This is a genomic window from Nocardioides sp. NBC_00368 (assembly GCF_036090055.1).
Lineage (GTDB): Bacteria > Actinomycetota > Actinomycetes > Propionibacteriales > Nocardioidaceae > Nocardioides.
Window position 1 is genome coordinate 2,898,027 of sequence record NZ_CP107970.1, and the last position, 20,962, is coordinate 2,918,988.

General features: G+C 67.5%; 10 protein-coding genes. 5 read left to right on the plus strand and 5 right to left on the minus strand.

Annotated elements, in window-relative coordinates:
• Positions 1 to 15 precede the first annotated feature (15 nt).
• Positions 16 to 876 carry a carbohydrate ABC transporter permease gene (locus tag OG984_RS13905; protein ID WP_328532140.1) on the minus strand — a complete coding sequence of 287 codons (861 nt, stop codon included), beginning with the start codon at positions 874 to 876 and terminating at the stop codon, positions 16 to 18.
• Between the two features lie 8 nt (positions 877 to 884).
• On the minus strand, positions 885 to 1,832 hold the full coding sequence (locus OG984_RS13910) for a carbohydrate ABC transporter permease (protein ID WP_328532141.1): 948 nt from the start codon (positions 1,830 to 1,832) through the stop codon (positions 885 to 887).
• Positions 1,833 to 1,942: 110 nt separating this feature from the next.
• Here OG984_RS13910 and OG984_RS13915 point away from each other — a divergent pair, with 110 nt between their 5' ends.
• The 5 genes from OG984_RS13915 to OG984_RS13935 all read left to right on the plus strand — a co-directional run bounded on the left by OG984_RS13915 (position 1,943) and on the right by OG984_RS13935 (position 9,726).
• Positions 1,943 to 2,983 carry a LacI family DNA-binding transcriptional regulator gene (locus tag OG984_RS13915; protein ID WP_328532142.1) on the plus strand — a complete coding sequence of 347 codons (1,041 nt, stop codon included), beginning with the start codon at positions 1,943 to 1,945 and terminating at the stop codon, positions 2,981 to 2,983.
• Complete coding sequence (locus OG984_RS13920; protein ID WP_328532143.1) at positions 2,980 to 5,040, plus strand: beta-galactosidase; 2,061 nt, start codon at positions 2,980 to 2,982, stop codon at positions 5,038 to 5,040. Before OG984_RS13915 ends, OG984_RS13920 begins: the two co-directional genes overlap by 4 nt.
• Positions 5,037 to 6,542, plus strand: a complete 1,506-nt coding sequence (gene arfA / locus OG984_RS13925; protein ID WP_328532144.1) for an arabinosylfuranosidase ArfA — start codon at positions 5,037 to 5,039, stop codon at positions 6,540 to 6,542. Before OG984_RS13920 ends, arfA begins: the two co-directional genes overlap by 4 nt.
• A gap of 31 nt (positions 6,543 to 6,573) precedes the next feature.
• Positions 6,574 to 8,721: an alpha-galactosidase gene (locus OG984_RS13930; protein ID WP_328532145.1), complete on the plus strand. Its 2,148-nt coding sequence runs from the start codon at positions 6,574 to 6,576 to the stop codon at positions 8,719 to 8,721.
• A gap of 183 nt (positions 8,722 to 8,904) precedes the next feature.
• On the plus strand, positions 8,905 to 9,726 hold the full coding sequence (locus tag OG984_RS13935; RefSeq protein ID WP_328532146.1) for a substrate-binding periplasmic protein: 822 nt from the start codon (positions 8,905 to 8,907) through the stop codon (positions 9,724 to 9,726).
• Between the two features lie 775 nt (positions 9,727 to 10,501).
• Here OG984_RS13935 and OG984_RS13940 read toward each other — a convergent pair.
• From OG984_RS13940 to OG984_RS13950, 3 genes are all read right to left on the minus strand, one after another.
• Positions 10,502 to 12,382, minus strand: coding sequence for a UvrD-helicase domain-containing protein (locus tag OG984_RS13940; RefSeq protein ID WP_328532147.1), 1,881 nt, complete (start codon positions 12,380 to 12,382; stop codon positions 10,502 to 10,504).
• A complete protein-coding gene (locus OG984_RS13945) occupies positions 12,379 to 14,568 on the minus strand; it encodes an ATP-dependent nuclease (RefSeq protein ID WP_328532148.1) in 2,190 nt (729 codons plus the stop codon). The genes OG984_RS13940 and OG984_RS13945 overlap by 4 nt, the downstream gene beginning before the upstream one ends.
• 840 nt (positions 14,569 to 15,408) lie before the next feature.
• A complete protein-coding gene (locus OG984_RS13950) occupies positions 15,409 to 20,931 on the minus strand; it encodes an ATP-binding protein (protein ID WP_328532149.1) in 5,523 nt (1,840 codons plus the stop codon).
• Positions 20,932 to 20,962 lie beyond the last annotated feature (31 nt).

Below are 20,962 nucleotides of genomic sequence, written 5' to 3' on the forward strand. Positions count from 1 at the left end.
GTCGTTCCTTTCATTTCACTGTTTGACGCTTCCCGCGCTCAGGCCGGACTGCCAGAACCGCTGGAGGAGGATGAAGGCGATGACGAGCGGGACGATGGTCAGCAGGGATCCCGTGACCACCAGGTTGTAGACGGGCTGCGCGTTGGCGCCCGTCGCCTGGGCGCTCCACTGGGTGAGACCCACGGTGAGCGGGTAGAGCTTCGGCTCGCTCAGCATGATCAGAGGCAGGAAGTAGTTGTTCCAGGTCGAGACCACGGTGAACAGCAGCACCGTGACGATGCCAGGAGCGAGCAGGCGCAGCGTGACCGTGAAGAAGATCCGGATCTCGCCGGCGCCGTCGATGCGCGCCGCCTCGAGCAGCTCGTCCGGCACGGCGTCCGCGGCGTAGACCCACATCAGGTACAGGCCGAACGGGCTGATCAGCGAGGGGATGATGATCGCCCAGACCGTGTTGGTGAGTCCCATGTTCGAGAACATCAGGAACGTCGGCACGGCCAGCGCGGTGCCGGGCACGGCCACCGCGCCGATGATGACGGCGAAGACGGTCCGGCGTCCGGGGAAGCGGTACTTGGCCAGGCCGTAGCCGGCCGCGGTGGCCAGCAGGGTCGCGCCGCCGGCACCCACCACGACGTAGAGAAGGGTGTTCGCCAGCCAGCGCAGGAAGATGCCGTCGCGGTAGGTCAGCGTGTCGCGGATGTTGCTGAAGAACGCGAACTCGTCGCCGACCCACAGCCCGGGGCTCGAGAACAGATCGTCCTGTGTCTTGGTGGCGCTCAGGACCAGCCACGCCAGCGGCACCAGCGTGTAGAGGAGGAACAGCGCCATCAGCACCGTCAGCATCGGCGATCGTCGCGGCGCCAGCGGCGACGTGCTCACCCGGCCCGTCATTTCATCGCCTCTCGTGAGCCGCGGAGCTGGACGGCGTACGCGATGACCGCGGTCAGCAGGCCCATCACGATCGCGACCGTCGCCGAGTAGTTGTACTGCTGCCCGCCGAAGGACAGGTTGTAGGCGTAGAGGTTCGGTGTGTAGAAGGTCGTGATGACGTTGGGTTCCAGCGTGCGCAGGATGTTCGGCTCGTTGAAGAGCTGGAACGTCCCGATGATCGAGAAGATCGTGGCGATCAGGATGGCCCCGCGCAGGGCCGGGATCTTGATCGAGAGCACGGTCCGCAGCGCTCCGGCGCCGTCGAGCGCGGCGGCCTCGTAGATCTCGCCGGGCACGGTGCGCAGCGCGGAGTAGAAGATCAGCATGTTGTAGCCCACGAACTCCCAGGTCACGATGTTGGCGATCGAGGCGAGCATCCAGTTGCTGCTCAGCGGCACGATCGAGGTGCCGAACAGGTCGTTGAGGTCGGCGGCCAGCCCGAAGTTGGTGCCGTACATGAAGCCCCACATCAGGACCGCGACGACGCCGGGAACGGCGTAGGGCAGGAAGATCACGAGCCGGAAGAAGCTCGCGGCGTAGAGCCGGGCGCTGTCGATGGCCAGCGCGGCCACCAGGGCGAGCCCGAGCATGATCGGCACCTGTACGACGAAGAACAGCAGGACTCGCAACGAGCCGTCCCAGAACTTGTCGTCGGTGAACACCTGGACGTAGTTGTCCAGACCGACGAACTCCGTGGTGCCGAAGAACGCCTGCGCGCGGAACAGGCTGAGGTAGGCCGCGTAGCCGATCGGCGCCAAGAAGGTCAGCGCGAAGACCGCCAGGAACGGGCCGACGAAGATCCACCCCTTCGTGTCGGTGCGCGACCACCGGCGACCGGGCACCGGTTGTCGCGCGCCGCCGCGGGTCTCCCCGCGGCTCTCCAGCTGGGTCACGCCCTGGGACACGGTCCCGCCTCCTTTCACCGCCATTCGGTGGCGGCCTGTTAACGTCAACATGTACAGTGACGTACGACACATGTTGACGTCAACAGGTTGGCGGAAGGATTATTCGGCCCATGGCGACAGACAGCACGGCCGCGGGACCAGTGACACGGCGAGGGGCCTCCCAGGCCGACGTCGCTCGGATCGCCGGGGTCTCGGGACAGACGGTCTCACGGGTCGCCAACGGCGCCCGTTATGTCGACCCCGCCACCCGGGAGCGGGTGCTGTCCGCGATGCGCGAGGTCGGCTACCGGCCCAACCGGGCTGCGCGGGCGCTGCGCAGCGGACGCTTCCAGAGCATCGGCGTGATCGCGTTCGAGCTCTCCAGCGTCGGCACCACCCACACCCTCGACGCGATCGCGGCCGCCGCCACCGAGACCGGCTACGCCATCAACCTGCTGCCGGTGCTGGATGCCACCCAGGACGCCGTCCGAGCGGCGTTCGACCAGCTCGGCGAGCAGGCGGTGGACGGCATCATCATCCAGGTCGAGACGCACCGGCTCGACGGCGTCGCCGTGCCGGAGGGACTGCCGGTGGTCGTGGTCGACTCGAGCGCTCAGTACGACTACCCGATCGTCGACAACGACCAGGCCCACGGCGCACGGTTGGCCACCGAGCATCTGCTCGACCTCGGGCACGAGACCGTCTGGCACGTCGGCGGGCCCGAGCTGTCCTACTCCGCACGGCGCCGCCGGGCATCGTGGCAGGGGACGCTCGAGGCCCACGGCCGAACGGTGCCACCGGTGCTGCCGGGCGACTGGTCGACCGCAAGCGGCTACGAGGCCGGCCTCCGGCTGGCCGACAACGAGGAGGTGACCGCGGTGTTCACCGCGAACGACCAGATGGCCCTGGGACTGCTGAGAGCCCTGCACGAGCGCGGTCGCCGGGTCCCCGACGACGTCAGTGTCGTCGGCTTCGACGACATGGAGGAGGCGGCGTACTTCTGGCCGCCGTTGACCACCGTTCACCAGTCGTTCGACGAGGTCGGCCGGGGCGCGGTCGATGCCCTGATCCGGCAGATCCAGTCCGGTGAGCACGAGCACCAGGAGGTCCTGGTGCCGCCCCGGCTGGTCGTCCGCGCCAGCACCGCCGCGCCCCGCGGGACGACCGCATGAGCCGGCGATCGCACCGGTGGGTGCGCTGGCCCGAGCCGCTCGCGACCGAGAACGCTCGCGGACCGCTCGGCTTCGGGGCCGACTACAACCCCGACCAGTGGAGCCGGGAGGTGTGGGACGAGGACGTCCGGCTGATGCGTCAGGCGGGGGTCAACATCGTCTCCCTCGGGATCTTCTCCTGGGCCCGCCTACAACCGACCGCGGACACCTGGGACTTCGCCTGGCTCGACGAGGTGATGAACCTCCTGCACGCCCACGGCATCGCCGTCGACCTCGCCACCGCGACCGCCTCGCCGCCACCCTGGTTGAGCGCCGCACACCCGGAGATCCTGCCGGTCACGCGCACCGGCGAGACCCTGTGGCCGGGCGCTCGGCAGCACTGGCGGCCGACGTCACCGGTGTTCCGGCAGCACGCGCTGGCGGTCGTCGAGACGGTCGCGAGCCGGTACGCCCACCACCCGGCGCTCGCCGCCTGGCACGTCTCCAACGAGCTCGGGTGCCACAACCTCTACGACTACTCCGACGACGCCGCGGCGGCCTTCCGCACCTGGCTGTCGCAGCGGTACGGCGACCTCGACGGGCTCAACCACGCCTGGGGCACCGCCTTCTGGTCGCAGCGCTACAGCGACTGGAGCCAGGTGCTGCCGCCGCGGCTGACGCCCACCATCCCGAACCCGACGCACCAGCTCGACTTCAAGAGGTTCTGCTCCGACGCGCTCAAGGACTACCTGCGCGCCGAGCGGGAGATCCTCGACCGGCTGACCCCCGACGTACCGGTGACCACGAACTTCATGGTGATGGACAACTTCACCGGCATCGACTACGCCGACTGGGCGGCCGAGGTCGACTTCGTCTCCAACGACCACTACGTGCTGGTCGACGACCGCGCCCGCGACGAGCTGTCGTTCTCGGCCAACCTGACCGGCGGCATCGCCGGCGGTGAGCCGTGGTTCCTGATGGAGCACTCGACCAGTGCGGTCAACTGGCGTGGGATCAACCCGCCCAAGGCGGACGGTGCGCTGGTGCGGGACTCGCTCACGCACGTGGCGCACGGTGCGGACGCCGTCTGCTTCTTCCAGTGGCGGCAGTCCGTGGCCGGCGCGGAGAAGTACCACTCGGCGATGGTGCCCCATGCCGGCGAGGACAGCGACGTCTTCCGGACGGTGGTCCGACTGGGCGAGCACCTCGAGCGGCTCGCCCCCGTCGTCGGGTCGCGGCGGCAGCAGGCCCGGGCCGCGATCCTCTTCGACATCGAGTCGTCGTGGACCCTCGACCTGGAAGCCAACCCGAGCTCCTCGGTGAGCCATCGGGCGGAGGCGCTCGACTGGTACGCCGCGTTCCTCGCGCTCGGCGTCCGGGCCGACGTCCTGCCCGTCGGCGCGCTGCTCGACGGGTACGACGTGGTGGTGGCGCCGGTGGTGCACGTGATGCCGGCCGCGACCGCCGACCGGCTGAGGGAGTTCGTCGCCCGAGGTGGCCACCTGATCACGACCTACTTCTCCGGCGTCGTGGACGAGAACAACCACGTGTTGGCGGGCGGCCACCCCGGTGCGCTGCGCGACCTGCTCGGCATTCGCATCGAGGAGTTCGGGCCGCTCTTGGACGGCGCCGAGGTCGTTCTCGACGACGGCGGTGTCGGGACGCTGTGGACCGACAGGATCACCGCGACGGCACCCGACACACAGATCCTCGCCACGTACAAGACCGGTCTGCAGGCGGGCCGTCCGGCAGTGACCCGACGAGCGGTCGGCGCCGGCTCGGCGACGTACGTCTCCACCCGGCTGGGTGCCGATGGTCTCGAGCCGCTCCTGGCCCGACTGCTGGAGGCCGCCGGGGTGGACAGCGAGCTGCCCGAGGCGCTTCGCGGCCGGGTGGAGCTCGCCATCCGTACGGACGGCGAGAGGGAGTTCTGGTTCCTGGTCAACCGGACCGACGACGTGGTCGACCTCGGAGAGCCGGGCGACCTCGGCGAGCCGGTGTTCTCCTCGGATGCCGATCGCGGCGACGCCGAGCTGGCGGGCTTCGGGGTGGCCGTGTTCACCCGGGCCGCCCGATGACCGGCACGACCCGGCCCGCACGCGTCCGGCTGGATCAGCAGCGTGACCGAGGCCCGCTCGACCCCCGCCTGTTCGGCAGCTTCGTCGAGCACATGGGGCGGTGCGTCTACACCGGGATCTACGAACCGGGGCACCCGTCGGCCGACGAGCACGGCTTTCGGCGCGACGTCGCTGAGCTGGTCGGCGAGCTCGGCCCGACGCTGGTCCGCTACCCGGGTGGCAACTTCGTCTCCGGCTACCACTGGGAGGACGGCATCGGCCCGCGCGAGGAGCGGCCGCGACGGCTCGACCTCGCCTGGCGCTCGATCGAGAGCAACCAGGTCGGCACCGACGACTTCCTCGCCTGGGCGGAGCGCAACCGGCTGACCCCGATGATGGCGGTCAACCTGGGCACCCGCGGGATCCAGGCCGCCGCCGATCTCGTCGAGTACTGCAACCTGCCCTCCGGCACGCACTGGTCGGACCTGCGCCGGCACCACGGCCGCGAGCAGCCGTACGGCGTCGGCCTGTGGTGCCTCGGCAACGAGATGGACGGCCCCTGGCAGATCGGCCACCGGTCCGCCGCGGAGTACGGACAGCTGGCCGCCGAGGCCGGCAAGGCGATGAAGCTGGTCGATCCCACCATCGAGCTGGTCGCCTGCGGCAGCTCCAACCACACCATGCCGACCTTCGGCTACTGGGAGTCGGAGGTGCTCGAGCACGCGTGGGACGTCGTCGATCACATCTCCATGCACGCCTACTACGAGGAGCGGGACGGCGACCGGCGCAGCTTCCTGGCCTCCGGTGCGGACATGGACGCGTTCATCGACGGTGTCGTCGCGACCATCGACGCGGTCGCCGCGCGCAAGCACAGCAGCAAGCGGATCGGCATCGCGTTCGACGAGTGGAACGTCTGGTACCAGTCGCGGTTCAACGACGAGGGGCTGCCGCAGATCACCGAGGCGGGTCGGCTGCTCGAGGACGACTACAGCGCCCTCGACGCCGTGGTGGTCGGCGACCTGCTGATCTCTCTGCTCAACCACGCCGACCGGGTGCGGATCGCCTGCCAGGCCCAGCTCGTCAACGTGATCGCCCCGATCCGCACCGAGCCGGGCGGCGCCGCCTGGCGGCAGCCGACCTTCCACCCGTTCGCCGCTGTCGCGGCCGCCGCGCGTGGTGTCGTCCTGGCCGCCGAGGTGGACTGCGCGACGCTCCCGACCGACCGGTACGGCGAGGTCCCGACCGTCACCGCCGCCGCCACCCACGACCCGGACACGGGCGCGTGGTCCGTCTTTCTGACCAACCGCTCCCCCGCCCCGACCGAAACCTGTCTCGATCTCCGCGGGCTCACGGCAGAGGTCGCGCCTTCCGCGCGCTCCCTCACGGCCGGTGACCCCGCGGGGTCGAACGCCGTGCTCACCGCGACCGACCTCTCCTACGGCTCGGGCGACACACTCTCGCTGGTCCTGCCCCCGGAGTCCTGGACGGTCGTCGAAGCACGTCCGGGCGCCCGGCTCGGCTGACCCGACGTACCACCGAATGACGAGGAGTCCGATGACCCACGCGTCCCACGCGACCCGCGGCGTGCACCTCCGCCGCGGCGACACCAGCCTGGTGGTGCGGCTGGACAGCACCGAGCTCCCCTGCATCCTCCACTGGGGACCGGACCTCGGCGAGACGGCGGCCGAGCACGTACCGGATCTCCTGCGCTCGCTGGAGATGCCGAGCCTCGACGGGCCGATCTACCAGCACTCATGGGCCTCCGTGCTGCCGCAGCAGACCAGTGGCTGGGTGGGTCGTCCGGGTCTGCTGGGCAGCCGAGACGGCCAGGCCTGGGCGCTCACCTTCGACCTGGTCGACCACATGGTCACCGAGTCGACCGACTGCACCCGGCTCACCAGCGTCGCGCTGGACAGGCCGGCCGGCGTGGAGGTGACCACCGAGATCGAGCTGTTCGGGAACGGTCTGCTGCGCCTGCGGGCCTGCGTACGGAACCTGGCGGAGACGCCGTACGAGGTGACGCTGCTCGAGCCGGCCCTGCCGGTGCCGGCCGAGGCCGACGAGCTCCTGGGCATGGCCGGACGGCACGCCCACGAGCGCACCCCGCAGCGCCACGCGTTCACCCAGGGACAGCACGTACGCGAGGCCTGGGGCGGTCGTCCCGGCCATGACTCCGCCACCGTGCTGTGTGCCGGCCGGTCCGGGTTCGGCTTCCGCGCCGGTCGGGTGTGGGGCGTCCACCTCGGCTGGAGCGGCAACCAGGTGCTCTGCGCCGAGAACTCCTTCACCGGCTGGAGACTGCTGCGCGGAGGCGAGCTGCTCATGCCCGGCGAGATCGTGCTGGGCCACGACGAGACCTATGCCTCGCCCTGGCTCTACGCCTCCTGGGGCGAGGGGCTCGATGCCTTCTCCGGCCGCTTCCACGAGCACCTGCGGGCACGCGACGTGCACCCGCGGCGCGAGCGACCCGTGCTCCTCAACACCTGGGAGGCGGTCTACTTCGACATGGACATGGAGAAGCTGATCGAGCTCGCCGAGCGTGCTGCCGAGCTGGGCGTCGAGCGGTACGTCCTCGACGACGGCTGGTTCAAGGGGCGGCGCGACGCGACGAGCTCGCTGGGCGACTGGGTGGTGGACGAGGACGTGTTCCCGGACGGCCTCACTCCGCTGGTGAAGACCGTGCAGGGCCTGGGCATGGAGTTCGGGATGTGGTTCGAGCCCGAGATGGTCAGCCTCGACTCCGACGTGGCCCGGGAGCATCCCGAGTGGATCCTCGGCACCCACGCCGGTCCCGGCATCAGCTCGCGCAACCAGCACGTCCTCGACCTCTCGAACCCGGACGCCTGGGACCACGTGTTCGGCCAGATCTCGGCGCTGGTGGCCCGCTACGACATCGCCTACATCAAGTGGGACCACAACCGCGCGCTTACCGGCGCGGGCCGCGGCCGCGACCACCGGCCCGCCGTCCACCGGCAGACACTCGCGGCCTATCGGCTGATGGACGCACTCCGTGCCGAGCATCCGGGGCTCGAGATCGAGTCCTGCTGCGGCGGCGGCGGCCGCCTCGACCTGGGAGTCCTCGAGCGGACCGACCGGGCCTGGGTCTCCGACTGCATCGACGCGCACGAAGGGCACCGTCTGGTCCGGTGGACCGGGCTGACCCTCCCGCCCGAGCTGATGGGCACCCACGTCGGATCGGGCACCGACCACACCACCGGACGTCAGCACACCCTGCGTTTCCGTGCCGGCACCGCCATCTGGGGGCATCTCGGGGTCGAGTGGGACCTCACCACGATGTCGGACGCGGGCCGCGAGGAGCTCCGGGCCTGGATCGCGCTGCACAAGCGGTTCCGTGGGCTGCTCCACTCCGGCCGGGTCGTGCGGGCGGACACCTGGCACGACGGCCTCCAGCTGGATGGCGTGGTCGCCCCCGACGGGCGCGAGGCACTGTTCCGGGTGTCGGCGCTCGACCACACCCTGGGCCAGCCGGCGGGCCGCATCCGGTTCCCCGGGCTGATCCCGGAGGCTGCGTACCGGGTGACGCCGGTGCCTCTTTCGGTGTCGCCCAAGGACCGCCCCCGACCCGCCTGGTACGACGGCGGTGCGGTGATGAGCGGCCGGCTGCTCGACGAGGTCGGCATCATCGCTCCTCTGCTGGAGGCCGACGACCTGGTCATCGTGCACCTGGTCGCGACGCGGTGACCCCGGGGCGGCTGTAGCGGTCGGTTGCCGCGGCCCCCGGGATTCACCGACCGTTTGCACCGTGTTGGTCGAGCCACGTTCCACGTGACGTAAGCGTCCGGTTGTCTGGTTCACGCCTCACCGCTCGGGCCTGCATGCCAGCCATCGGCAGGTGCCTCCGCCCCCAGCCACAGGATCCCCCACATGAACCAGATCAAGTTGGTCGTCGCCGGCGCAGTGGTCCTCCTAGGCGCGATCGCCTTCAGCGGATACTTCTCGCAGTCCACGCCGACCGCCACCGACAAGGCCAGCGCCGCGGTCGGCAGCAGCAACACCCTCCGGATCGGTGTCGACAGCACCGAACCGGTCTACTTCAAGAGCGAGGACGGCTCGGCCAAGGGCTTCGACTACGAGATGGCGCGCAGCGTCGCCGAAGGCATGGGCCTCGAGCCCGAGTTCGTGGCGATGGACTTCAACGAACTCTTCCCGGCCCTGCGAGCGGGAAAGATCGACATGATCGGGGCCCAGGTCACGAACACCTCGGTGCTCGAGCGCGAGTTCGACTTCAGCGCGCCGTACTTCTCGACGTACGTCGCCTTCCTCACCCCCGAGGGATCGACCATCCGGAGACGCCGCGACGTCGACGGGAAGAGGATCGCCGTCGTCGACGGTGCCATCCAGGAGTCCTACCTGCGGGACAAGTACCACGACGTCCAGATCGTCAAGGCCCCGAACGTGGGCGCCGCCGTCGACCTGATCGAGCGAGGCGAAGCGGACGCGCTGTTCCACGGAGCTCCTTACGCGCAGTCGATCATCAAGGGCGCACCCATCGTCCTGGAGGAGCCGATCGTCTACCCGGTCGACAACGCCCCGATCGGCTTCGTCATCCGCTCCGGCGACCAGCGCAAGGCGCAGATCGACGAGGTCCTGAAGGACATGGTCCTCAGCGGCGAGTGGCTGAAGATCAAGACCGCCTACTTCGAGGCCGACCCGCTCTCCGACGTGTTCCGCGACAAGGGAGCCTGATCCTCTAGCCCGACGGCATCAGGGTGGGTGTGCAGCACCGCCAATACGCCCGGCATCGGCGGTGGTTGAAACACCATCACCCGAAACGTGCTCGCCTCGACCAACACTCATCGCCCCTGACCTCAGCCAGCCTTTGGATTCGTCAGTTCGGCCGGATTGACGCGCGTCGGTGCGAGGCTCGGCTGCCGCGCTCGCGGGGCCCTTGGCGTCCTCGAAGACATTGGCTCCCCGTTCCGGAAGCTGGGCCGCGCAGTAGTCGCAGGATCTCGGTCCGAAGACTTCGGATTCGGGCACCGATTCCGACGAATGCCAACGATATCGGCCCGGGGTAGAGCGCCCTCTTGACCCGATTCGTTCCGATCACGACCGGGGGCATGGCTCCCGTATGAGTTCCAGCCGTAGGCGAGAGCCTTAAGGTTGAAGCTAAAAAGCCGGTCGAGCAATTGGCCGCCCAAGCACACCCGATACGCGGAGCATTTGCGACGAGACATTAAGCACTATCCCGACGACGGGTATGGGGGTACTAGCGCCCCAACAGAGGCCAGGACATAGGGAGAATCAGGGCTCGAACTGCGACACTGAACATCTTGCGATTCCACGCCGGCGCCGAATCCCAATGGATGATTCGTGCGCGGGCCGTGTACGACAAGAAGGAAGAGCATGACGCACCCGAGCACGGTGCTTCTGGCTCGTCCGAGGAAGCCGTGAGGATGGCGGCTTGTCCATGCATCTACAAAGCCGGCGTGGGCGAGCCGCGGTCCAACCGAATTCGAGGTCAGAGTCGAATTGAAAGGTCATTAAGGGTCAGGATTTCAACATGCTGACCGAGGGCAGATCGGCGCACCGCCTCAACGGCGCGATTGACGTCAGCAGCGAACAGAACCACCGCAAGAGACTCACGAGCCCGCGACACGCAGACGTATAGGAGCCTCCGTGTGCGTTCGATGGCCGAGTCCTCACCCTTTGACTGGTTCGCGATGTCGGCTGCCGACAAGTCTTTGAGCCCGAGAAGCTTGTCGTACGAATAGAGGGAGTAGCGACCCTCCTCATCGTCGAGAACGACAATCACCCGCTCGAACTCGGAGCCCTTCGTACCGTGTTGGGTCGAGTATGGCGACTCCTGCTTCACGTACGTGTAGTAGCCCTCTAGTTCAGACAGGACGCACTCGGACATAGCGTCCAGCGCGCTAATTACCCGTTCGTCGAGAACCACATCGCCGTGTTCCCCCTCTGGATTCAGATAGGCGTCCATGCGCGGGTCAAGCTCAATGAGCTCACGCCTCGCCGCTAGTCGAAGAAGATCGCCCAGCTTCGCTTCTCTTGGGTTCCGTGCGATCTGTCGCAACTCCTCGACAGCTTCTTTGCTGGACGTCAACGCAACCTTGACTTTCCGGGCTGCTTGCGCAGATCGGACCAACGGACTGCTCTTACGCAGGACAGCCAGTACCGCCGATGAGCTCGGCTCCTTGGCCAGGCAGAGCGGCAAGATCACGTCTCTGAAAGGCGTTAGGGGCCAAGCGTTACCCTCTTCAAATGCCTGCTTGAGGCTACTGGATCTAGAGTCGTTGAACGCCGCGTACAAGGCCTCAAATCCGAGTCTCTTGGCGGCCATCCGATGCACGATCATCAGGATTTTCGACCCGCCCTGGTGTGCGCTGCGTGTCCAGTTTCCCGAGGTGCTGTGCTTGTCGAGCCAGGAGCGGACGATCTCGAGTCGGTCGTTACGCTGGTCATCTGATGGCAGAACGAAACAAAATGCCTCGCCGCGGGATTGCTCCTTGAGACCGGTCACCTGTTGGAGGGAGTCACCTTCGGAACGTACGGCATTGACACAAGCCAGGACCCGACGGGAGGACCGAAAGTTCTGCGGCTTATCTACGTTGACCCACCCGGGCTCCAGGGGCACCGCCACGACGCCCTGCTGATAGATCTGCTGCATCGGGTCACCGAAGAATGCGAGACACAACTTGCCGTCCGCGAGCGACCAGATGTGCTTTAGGGCCTGCACTACCTCGGGGAACGTGTCCTGGCTCTCATCGACAAAGATGAACGGAAACTGACGCCCCACCAGTTGCGCCAAGAGCTTCCGTTCGAGGATCATCTCCGGCACCATCTTGATGACGTCCGCATGACCAACGACACCGCGGGCGTAATCGGCGCCCACGCCATATCTCCAGTGCTTCACATGCTTGACCGCAGCCTGTTGATGCCGACGCTTTTCGAGATCAGCCGCATCGTTGTTTTTTGTCGTTTGGCGAGTCCCGGGCCCATAGTTCGCCTGCTTTTCGAGCAGGTCTTCGATCTGTTCGTCAATGCGAGCCGTGACCCACGCGCCGACATCCTTTTGGAAGGGCTTCGCCAATGACCAGAGGAAGCTATGGATCGTGGATACGGAAGCGAGCGGATCGTTGCCGATCTCCTCATGGATCTCCTTGGCGGCAATCTCGGTATAGGTAATGCACGCGACGCGTTGGGTCTTTGCGAGCAGTGACGACCCACGCGTGCTCGTCACGTGAGCAAGTGCTTTAACTAGGGACGTGGTCTTGCCTGATCCCGCACCAGCCACAACGGTGAACCCGATCAGCTGATCCAGGTCGAGGATCTCTCTGATCTGGCGGTCCGCGTCAGTGTCCGGTGTGTTGACCCTCGATGTCATTCGACGACCGATTCTTCAGCCGCCTGAATGGCAGGTTCGTCGGGGACGACAAGCTCGAGTTGCTGACGCAGCCACGTCAGCCCATCCACGAGGTAGGCGGGGGAGTTCCAGCTCCGCTCAGCCGCTGCGATGACGCTCAAGGCGAACGCGGTTTTGTCGAACTGCGAGCCCTTGACGCGCTTGAAGAGTTCCTTGTGCAACTCCTCGATTGAGAGTTGCGATGCCTTGTCGATGCGCAGACCCAGCCCGTCGCCGTCGACACTCTGGGTCCAATCGAGATTCTGGAGGGCGAACGCTTCCTCAAGGGTTCTGCCCGCTCGATCCTCGGCGGCATCCTGCCATGAAACGGTCTCCTTGGTCTGGTAAGCAACGCAAACCAGTCCAGGGCTGCCGTCGGCACCCGCCGGCGCCTTCAGCTCAATACCGGCAGCCAGCAACTCGTCAATCACATCAATCTTCGGAAGCCATTGCTTAAGCGTTTGGTTCGACGTTACAGCTCCCGGGGTGTCAGTAGAGCAGGAGGATAGGCGGCGCTTGGCATCCTTTTCCTCGTCGCCAGTTGGGGCGGGAAGGGCGACGCTGTCCAAGTCCGTGATAACCAGGGCCGGCAAACTGAGGAAATTGAGGAGCTTCGCAAACTTATGGGCGAACGCACCTCCAACCTCGAGGATCGTCAGGTGGCACGATCGGAGATCGGGCACAAAGCGTTCGATAACGAGCGGCAACAACAGTCGCTCCACGTTTCCTTCGACGAGCACGGCCGCGTCAGCAAAGAACAGATCGCAGTGAGTCAGTTTGATGTACTGCTGCAGAAACTCACGCGTCGGAACTTCCTCGTCATCATAGAACATCGACAGGTTCTTGACTTCGCTGTAGTGAAGACCGTTTGTCGCTACGGAGCGACAGAAGTAGCGAATCGGCCTGAAGTTGCTCTCGTAGATTATGTGCGGTGAATGAGTGGTCACCACCAACTGCGTCTGGAAGTCGGACTCAGGGTTCGGCAGAATTTCGAGGATCTTCCGAATGAAAACTTGCTGCAACTGGGCGTGCAGGTGGGCTTCGGGCTCCTCGATCACGACGAGATGGACCGGCGGACGATCTTGCTCAGCGTCAGCCCAAGCCTGATGGAAGTCGAGCACCTCGACGACCATATAGATAAGGTTCTTGAAGCCGAGACCATTATACTGATCGGGCAGCATCTGCTCGATCCCAGACCCCGCGCCAATACTGCCCGGTAAAGCGTAATGGACCTTGGCGGTTGTGCTGAGGATGCCGTGCGCGTTAAACGACGCCTTTACCACTAATCCAGGGTCGGCTACGCCCGGGTACCCCACCTCGCCCAGACGCTCTAGGGTCGGCCCGAAAACGTCGGCGAAATGCTGGTTAAGCCGTTCTTCCGAGTCGGCGATAGCACCAAGTGCGTCGATGTCACTGTCTAGCTTCTGCAGGTTGCGCTCGTAGAATCGACTCAAGCGCTTAGATAGATCCTCACTCCTGCCGTGGGAGTCTCCATCGGACAGGTGCCGCTGCGCGTTTAGGAAGTCGATTCGGATAATCGAATCAACGATCCTTGATGCCCCGGTCGCATGGGTACCGAGGAAGAAGGGTTCGTATCCGGCATTCGGTACGAGCCCGTCGCTACACTCGCTGGCGTCGAGTGCGTAATACCTGATCTCGTACTCTTGCTGGAGCCGCTTGGTCAGGTACTCAACCATGGTCTGAGGCCACGGCTTGTAGGAGGTATTTACGTCGCCAGTGGTCGCCTCGGCCTTGGCGCGCGCCTCCTTGTAGTTCGCAACCAACGTTGCACCGTCCCTCGGCGCGTACACCATGCGGAGCCCGACTGGCTCCCCCTCCCAGTCCAGACTCGGTAACAGGTCGAGCACGCGATGCAAGTTTTCGTCATCGACTTCAAACCAAAGATCGAACGTGATCCTGGGGAGATCCGCATCTGGATCTCCACTGTCGATGTCGAATGATTCAAACATCTCCCAGCAGTCTGCCGTGAAGTCGTAAATTTGAAACGGTGCGCGCGGTTGCTGCGAAAGGAACATCTGAAATAGATGAGTGGCTGAGGTCTTACCGCTGTTGTTTGCACCGACGAATATGGTGCGTTCCAACTCAAGGTCAACACGCGCAGACTTCAGACGTCTGAAGTTCTCGACGCGAAAGCACTTGACGTGCACGAAGGGTCCTCCTGGACTACAAGCGAATCTCACGATTCCGTTTCGCGCACCTACGCTCGCGAAGCTCCTACAACACTCACTACAAGGAGAGAAGGCTACCTTCGCGCGGCGGCGACCACCCGATTTTTACCCAAATTACCCAGGTTGTGGCATCTGTCCTTACCCGACGCGATCCTACGGCAGGCAGTGCACTCCCACACTTCAGTTGGAACTGCGCACGGGTGATGGCCTCAGGTGCTGGCGAATCTGCGAACACGCGTCCAACTATCGCGGTGGAGAAGGTGCCCCGGTGCCGCGCCGCGCGCGCCACTGGCACGGTCAACCACAAGCATCTGGAAGGCATGGCGCTGAGCACGGGCCTAATGGGGCGCTGCCCACATCGGTGACCAGAACCCTGCCCGCAATGAGCTGCTCGAACCATACGTCGCCGAGCCTGTGCTCGCCACCTCGGCCAGGTGCCCGGCCCTGTACCAAACTATCGGGGCAAGGCCATGCTTGCACGACCCCAGAGCCAGCCAGGGAGCCAAGGTACCGCGCGTTCCGGACCATAAACCCTGCGTCATTCCAACGGATTTGCAGTGATGGTTCCGTAGTACCCCGATGGAAGTACTTGGTCAGCCAGCCGTCACGCTCCCTCGCGATGGCGCTGGACGTGGTTCTTCCTCATGACGAAGCCTTCCGAGGCCAACCAGACGACTGCCAGCTGGCCTTGAGACCAGAGCCAAAGGCGCGACACAAGGATCGAGCCATGTTCGTGGCCTTCGATTAAGGCCGCGAACATGGCTCTGATCAGGATGTTTTGAAGGACACGAAGAGACTCGAACCCTCGCCCACTCTACGTCACTCCTTGCCCCACGCCCGTTCGATGACGTCGATCACCTTGGGCCGCAGGTCGCTGGCCGCGATGACCTCGTCGACCGAGCCGACCTCGACGGCGCGGTGGATGTTGTGCACGTCGTCGAACTCGGCGGCGACCTCGGCGATCTTGTCCGCCCGCAGCTGGGCGCGGAGCTCGGCGAGCTCGACGACGAGCTCGCCGCGTTCACCGTCCTCGGCGTGGTCGATGCGCTCCTCGAGCACGGCGACGCGCGGGTCGGCCGCGGCCCGCTTGGCGACCTCCGCGGCGAACACGACGGCCGCTGCGGGGGCGCCACCGAGGACCGAGGCGTACGAGCCCTCGATGGCGAGCACGGTCATCGACGGGTTCAGGTGCTTGGAGAACACCACGAACGCGCCGCCGTGGTAGCGGGAGATGACGCAGAAGACGATCGGGCCCTGGAAGTTGACGACCGCGCGGCCGATCTCGGCGCCGTACTCGAGCTGCAGGTTGCGCATCGACTCCGGGGAGCCGTCGAAGCCGGACAGGTTGGCGAGCACCACCAGGGGTCGGTTGCCCGAGGCCGCGTTGATCGCGCGCGCGACCTTCTTCGACGACCGCGGGAACAGGGTGCCCGCGGTGTAGGTGTCCGGACCGTCGGTCGGAGGGAAGCCGGCGCGCGGCACCGGCTTGGACTCGATGCCGACCAGGCTGACCGGGTAGCCGCCGATACGGGTGTCGACGACCACGGCGGTGTCGGCGTCGGCCATGCCGGCCCACCGCTCGAGCATCTCGTGGTCGGCGTCGGCCAGCGCCCGCATCACGGTGCGGATGTCGAACGGGCGCTTGCGGTCGGGGTTGTGCTCGGCCGAGAAGATCTCGCCGACGCAGGTGAAGTCACCCGCGTGCGGGAAGGACGACACGTCGCGGTCGATCGGGTCGGCCGTCGGGGCACGGCGCGGCCCGGTCTCGCCGGGGGCAACGTACGTGTGCTCGTAGTGGGCCATGAGCACCCGGAAGGCGCCGGCCAGGTCGGGGACCCAGTACTGGGCCTGCCCGTTCGGGCCCATGACCCGGTCGTAGCCGCCGATGCCGTGGTTGTCCTCGGCGGACACACCACCGGAGAAGTCGAGCGACTGCTTGCCGGTGAGCACCATCGCGCTGTCCGGGGTCATCACCAGGATGCCCTTGGTGTGCATCAGCATCGTCGCTTCGGCGTTCCAGTAGGGCTGGGCGCCGACGTTGATCCCGGCGACGACGATGTTGATCTCGCCGCCGTCTTGGGTGAACTGGACGATCCGGCGCAGCGCGGCGGCGACCCAGTCCATGTTCTCGGTGCCGCTCTCCATCGAGATCCGGGCACCGGCCGAGACCGCGAACCACTCGAGCGGGACCCTCATCCGCTCGGCGAGGTCGATGGCCGCGATCACCCGGGCACACTCGGGCTCCGAGAGCGCGCCGAGCGACTTGAGCGGGTCGCCGCAGAGTACGACGCGGGTGATGCCCTCGGGGTAGAGCGTGCTCGGGGTGGTCACGACGGCGACGATGATGCCGGCCTTGTTGAGCCCGGGGGCACGGTCGACCGGCACGAGCACGCCGGAGTCGTCGAGGTCGTGCTCGACGACGGTGCCGCCCGCGGCCAGGGCGCGCTGGAGCTCATAGGGGTAGACGAGGCCGCGGCGTCGGGCGCGGAGCACCTTGGCGGCGTACTCGTCCAGCGGAGCGAGGGGCTCGGTCGGTGGCTCGATGACGTCGGCGACGACGCCCGCGCCCGGCTGGGCATGGAAGCGGATCGCCAGCCGGGTCGGCTCGCCGCCGTCCGGAGACGCCACGCGGCCCTCGGCGAGGACCTCCTCGATCCCCGCCCCTTCGCTGAGCGGGGTGATCTTGTTCTGCAGCGCGGTGATCTGGTCGAGGTCCGCCTCGACCACCGGCCACACCGTCACCCATACGTGGTTGACGTCGAGCTTGGTGCCCTCGCGGCCTCGGGCGGTGCGTACGCGGCGGATCGCCTCGAGGCAGTTCTCCACGGCACGCTCCACGTGCGGCAGCGCGATCACGCGGCCCTCGTCGTCGCGTACGACGGCGAGCTGGCGGGCCTGGGCAGCCGCGACGAGCCGGCGGTCGGCGGGGTTCGCCCGGGCGACGCACTCGTAGAGCAGGACGTCGTCGGGCGCCGCAAGCCTGGTGACCTCGAACTCGCTGAGGCGCCACAGGTTGAGCCGGCGACCGACCATCGGGTGCATGCCCCGGACCAGCGAGTCCTCGACCAGCTCGGCGGTCGGGATGTGCGGGGCGCCGTCCGCGTGGTGGCGGTAGGTGAAGTAGTCGATCGGCTGCGGCGCGGGATGGCAGACCGCGATCGTGACGCGGCGGGCCCGGCGGGCGAACTCCTGCCCGGCCAGCATCGTGGCGAGCTCGGCCGAGGCCTGGTCCGGATCAGCAGGCGCGCCCGTCCAGCGCAGGTAGATCTCGACGACGTCGTCGTGGTCGGAGGTCATCGCCGAGGTGATGGCGGTGGCGAGCGGGCCGTCGGGGTCGCCGAGCTCGGTCACGTCGCCGATGGTGGAGACCACCCGGGTCGCGCCCTTGTCGTCGGTGGCGTACTCGGCATGCGCCACCGGGCGTCCGTCGCCCTCCCCAGTACCGGTGACTGTCAGGTCGTGCAGGTGGTAGTCGCGATAGTGTCGCCGGATCAGCACCTCCAACAGCGGCTCCCGCTCGGGAATCCCGTCGACCAGCCGGTCGCGGAGGAAGCCGACCAGCGGCTCGGGCACGGCCGCGAGCGCGTCGATACGGGCGGCCCGGTCGGGAGCGTCCTGGTCGGTGAGCGCGGCGACCTCGGCCGGTACGCCCTCCAGCACCGCGCGACGCTCGTCATCGACCGCCGGCTGGTCGAACCAGCCGAACCGGACCGAGCGGGCCAGGTCGCCGACGACGGCGAACCGGAGCTGAGTGGCGCGCACCATCCGCTCGAGCAGCGCGCGGACCGCGGCGGCGTCCTCGGTGGCCGGCGGCGGGTCGCCGAGCCAGCGCTGCAGCACCCCGATCGCGACGTCGACGTCAGCAGGATGCTGCTGGGCGAGGAAGATGCGGAACACCGCGCGCTCGAGCTCCGGCGTACGTTCCAGGTCGGTCACCCCGTAGTGCGCGAGCACCCGCTGCAGCTTGTCCCGGAAGTGGTCCGGGAGCGCGCCCCGGTCGGGGTCCAGGCTGCGCAGATAGGTGTGGAAGAACTCCCGCGAGCTGTGCACACGCAGCTCGGTGGAGGGCTCGTCCCCGGCCGGGCGATTGCGGCTGAGCTCGGCGAAGTCGGTGAACAGCGCCAGCAGGTCCATCTCGGCGCGGAGGGTGTCGGCGGGCTCACCGGCGGAGCGGGAGGCCAGGTGGGCGGCGAGCAGCACCGGGCGCTGGTCCTCCTCGACGTCGTAGCCGAGCAGCAGGCTGCTCAGGTCGGCCAGCGCGCCGTTGGTGCGGCCGGGCTCGGTGGTCGGCGCAGGCAGATCGAGGTCGGCCAGGCTGACACTGCTCGCCTGCTCTCCCTCGGCCCCGTCGGTCGGCTCGAGGCGCAGCAGCGGCGCCGCGGTCTCGACCTGGCTCCCGACCCGGACCAGGAGCTCCTTGACCCGGCCGGTGAACGGCGCGGTCAGCGCGGTCTCCATCTTCATCGACTCGAGCACCAGCACCGGATGACCGGCTTCCACCTCGTCGCCGACGGCGAGCGGGGTGGAGACGACGAGCGCCGGCGCGGGCGAGCGCAACATGCCCCCCTCGTCGCGGCTGACCCGGTGCATCACGTCGTCGACCTCGACCAGGTGGACCGGGCCGTGGGTGGCGGTCACCAGCCGGTAGCGGTGGCCGTCGACGGTGAGCCGGCCGTGGACCTCGTCGATCCGCTCGAGGGTGGCGGTGAGGGTGCGCCGCTCTCCCCCGGCGGTGATGGTGACCTGGTAGCGGGCGGGTCCGGACTGCCGCACGGTCAGGGCGTACGTCGCCCCGCGCAGCTTGAGCTCGATGGTGCGGGCAGGGTCGTGCTGGATCTGCGGCCGGCCGCCCTGGGCGGTCTGGAGCATGCGGGCGATCTCGCTGCGCTCGGCCTCGTCGTAACCCTCGATCGCGGCGGCGACGAGTGCGACGCCGGCGTGCCGGGCGGCCTGCAGCCGCCCCTCCCCGCGCACCCGGTCGATCCACCCGGTGTCGGCCCAGGTCGGGCTGCCGGTGGTGACCTCGGGCTGGTCGAGGAGGTCGAGGATGAAGCTCTTGTTGGTCGCACCGCCGTCGATGATGACGGTGGTCTCCCCCATCGCCCGGCGCAGCCGCGCCAGGGCCTGCTCGCGGTCGGCACCCCAGGCGATCACCTTGGCGATCATCGAGTCGAAGTCGGCGGGGATCGTGTCGCCCTCCGCCACCCCGGTGTCGACCCGGATGCCCGGTCCGGCAGGGAACTCGAGCCGGCTGATCCGGCCCGGGGCGGGTGCGAAGTCGCGGTCCGGGTCCTCGGCGTTGAGCCGGGCCTCGACCGCGTGGCCCCGCTCGGACGGCCGGTCGCCGGTGAGAGGTGCGCCGGAGGCCACCTGGATCTGCAGCGCGACCAGATCGGTGCCGGTCACGACCTCGGTGATCGGGTGCTCGACCTGGAGGCGGGTGTTGACCTCGAGGAACGCGAACGTCTTCTCACCCGGGTGGTAGAGGAACTCGACGGTGCCGGCGCCGGCGTAGCCGACGGCGTTGGCGAGTCGCTCGGCCGATGCCTTGAGGTCGGCCGCCTGGTCATCGGTCAGCAGCGGGGAGGACGACTCCTCGATGACCTTCTGGTTGCGCCGCTGCACCGAGCAGTCACGTACGCCGATCGCCCAGGCGGTGCCCTGGCCGTCGGCGATCACCTGGACCTCGACGTGGCGGGCGTCGGTGACCAGCTTCTCGAGGAACACGACGCCGCTGCCGAACGCCCGCTCCGCCTCGTCCCTGGTGCGCTGGTAGGCGTCGGCGAGCTCGGCGCCGGAGGTGACCTTCCGGATGCCGCGACCGCCACCACCGGCGGTGGCCTTGAGCATGAGCGGGTAGCCGATCTCCTCGGCGCTGGCGAGCGCCTCCTCGAGCGTGTCGACACCGCCGCGGCTCCAGGGAGCCACCGGGACGCCGACCTCCTCGGCGATCAGCTTCGAGCCGATCTTGTCGCCCAGCTTGCGCATCGCCTCGGCGCTGGGACCGATGAAGGTGACGCCCAGCCGGTCGCAGAGCTCGGCGAAAGCGGGGTCCTCGGCGACGAAGCCCCAGCCGACCCAGGCGGCGTCCGCCCGGGAGGCGACCAGTGCCTGCTCGAGGACGGCGAGATCGAGGTACGGGCGGTCCGCCGCCGCGCCCAGCAGGTGGGTTTCGTCGGCCTCGCGTACGAACGCCGCTCCGGCGTCGACGTCTGTGTGCAGCGCGATGGTGCGGATCGTCCCTTCGGACGATCCCCGCGCGTTGAGGTCGCGGACGGCATGGATCAGACGCATCGCGGCTTCACCGCGGTTGACGATGGCAATTCGAGAGACCTGTGGCACGGTGCAGACCTTGTCATCTGGCGCCGCTCCT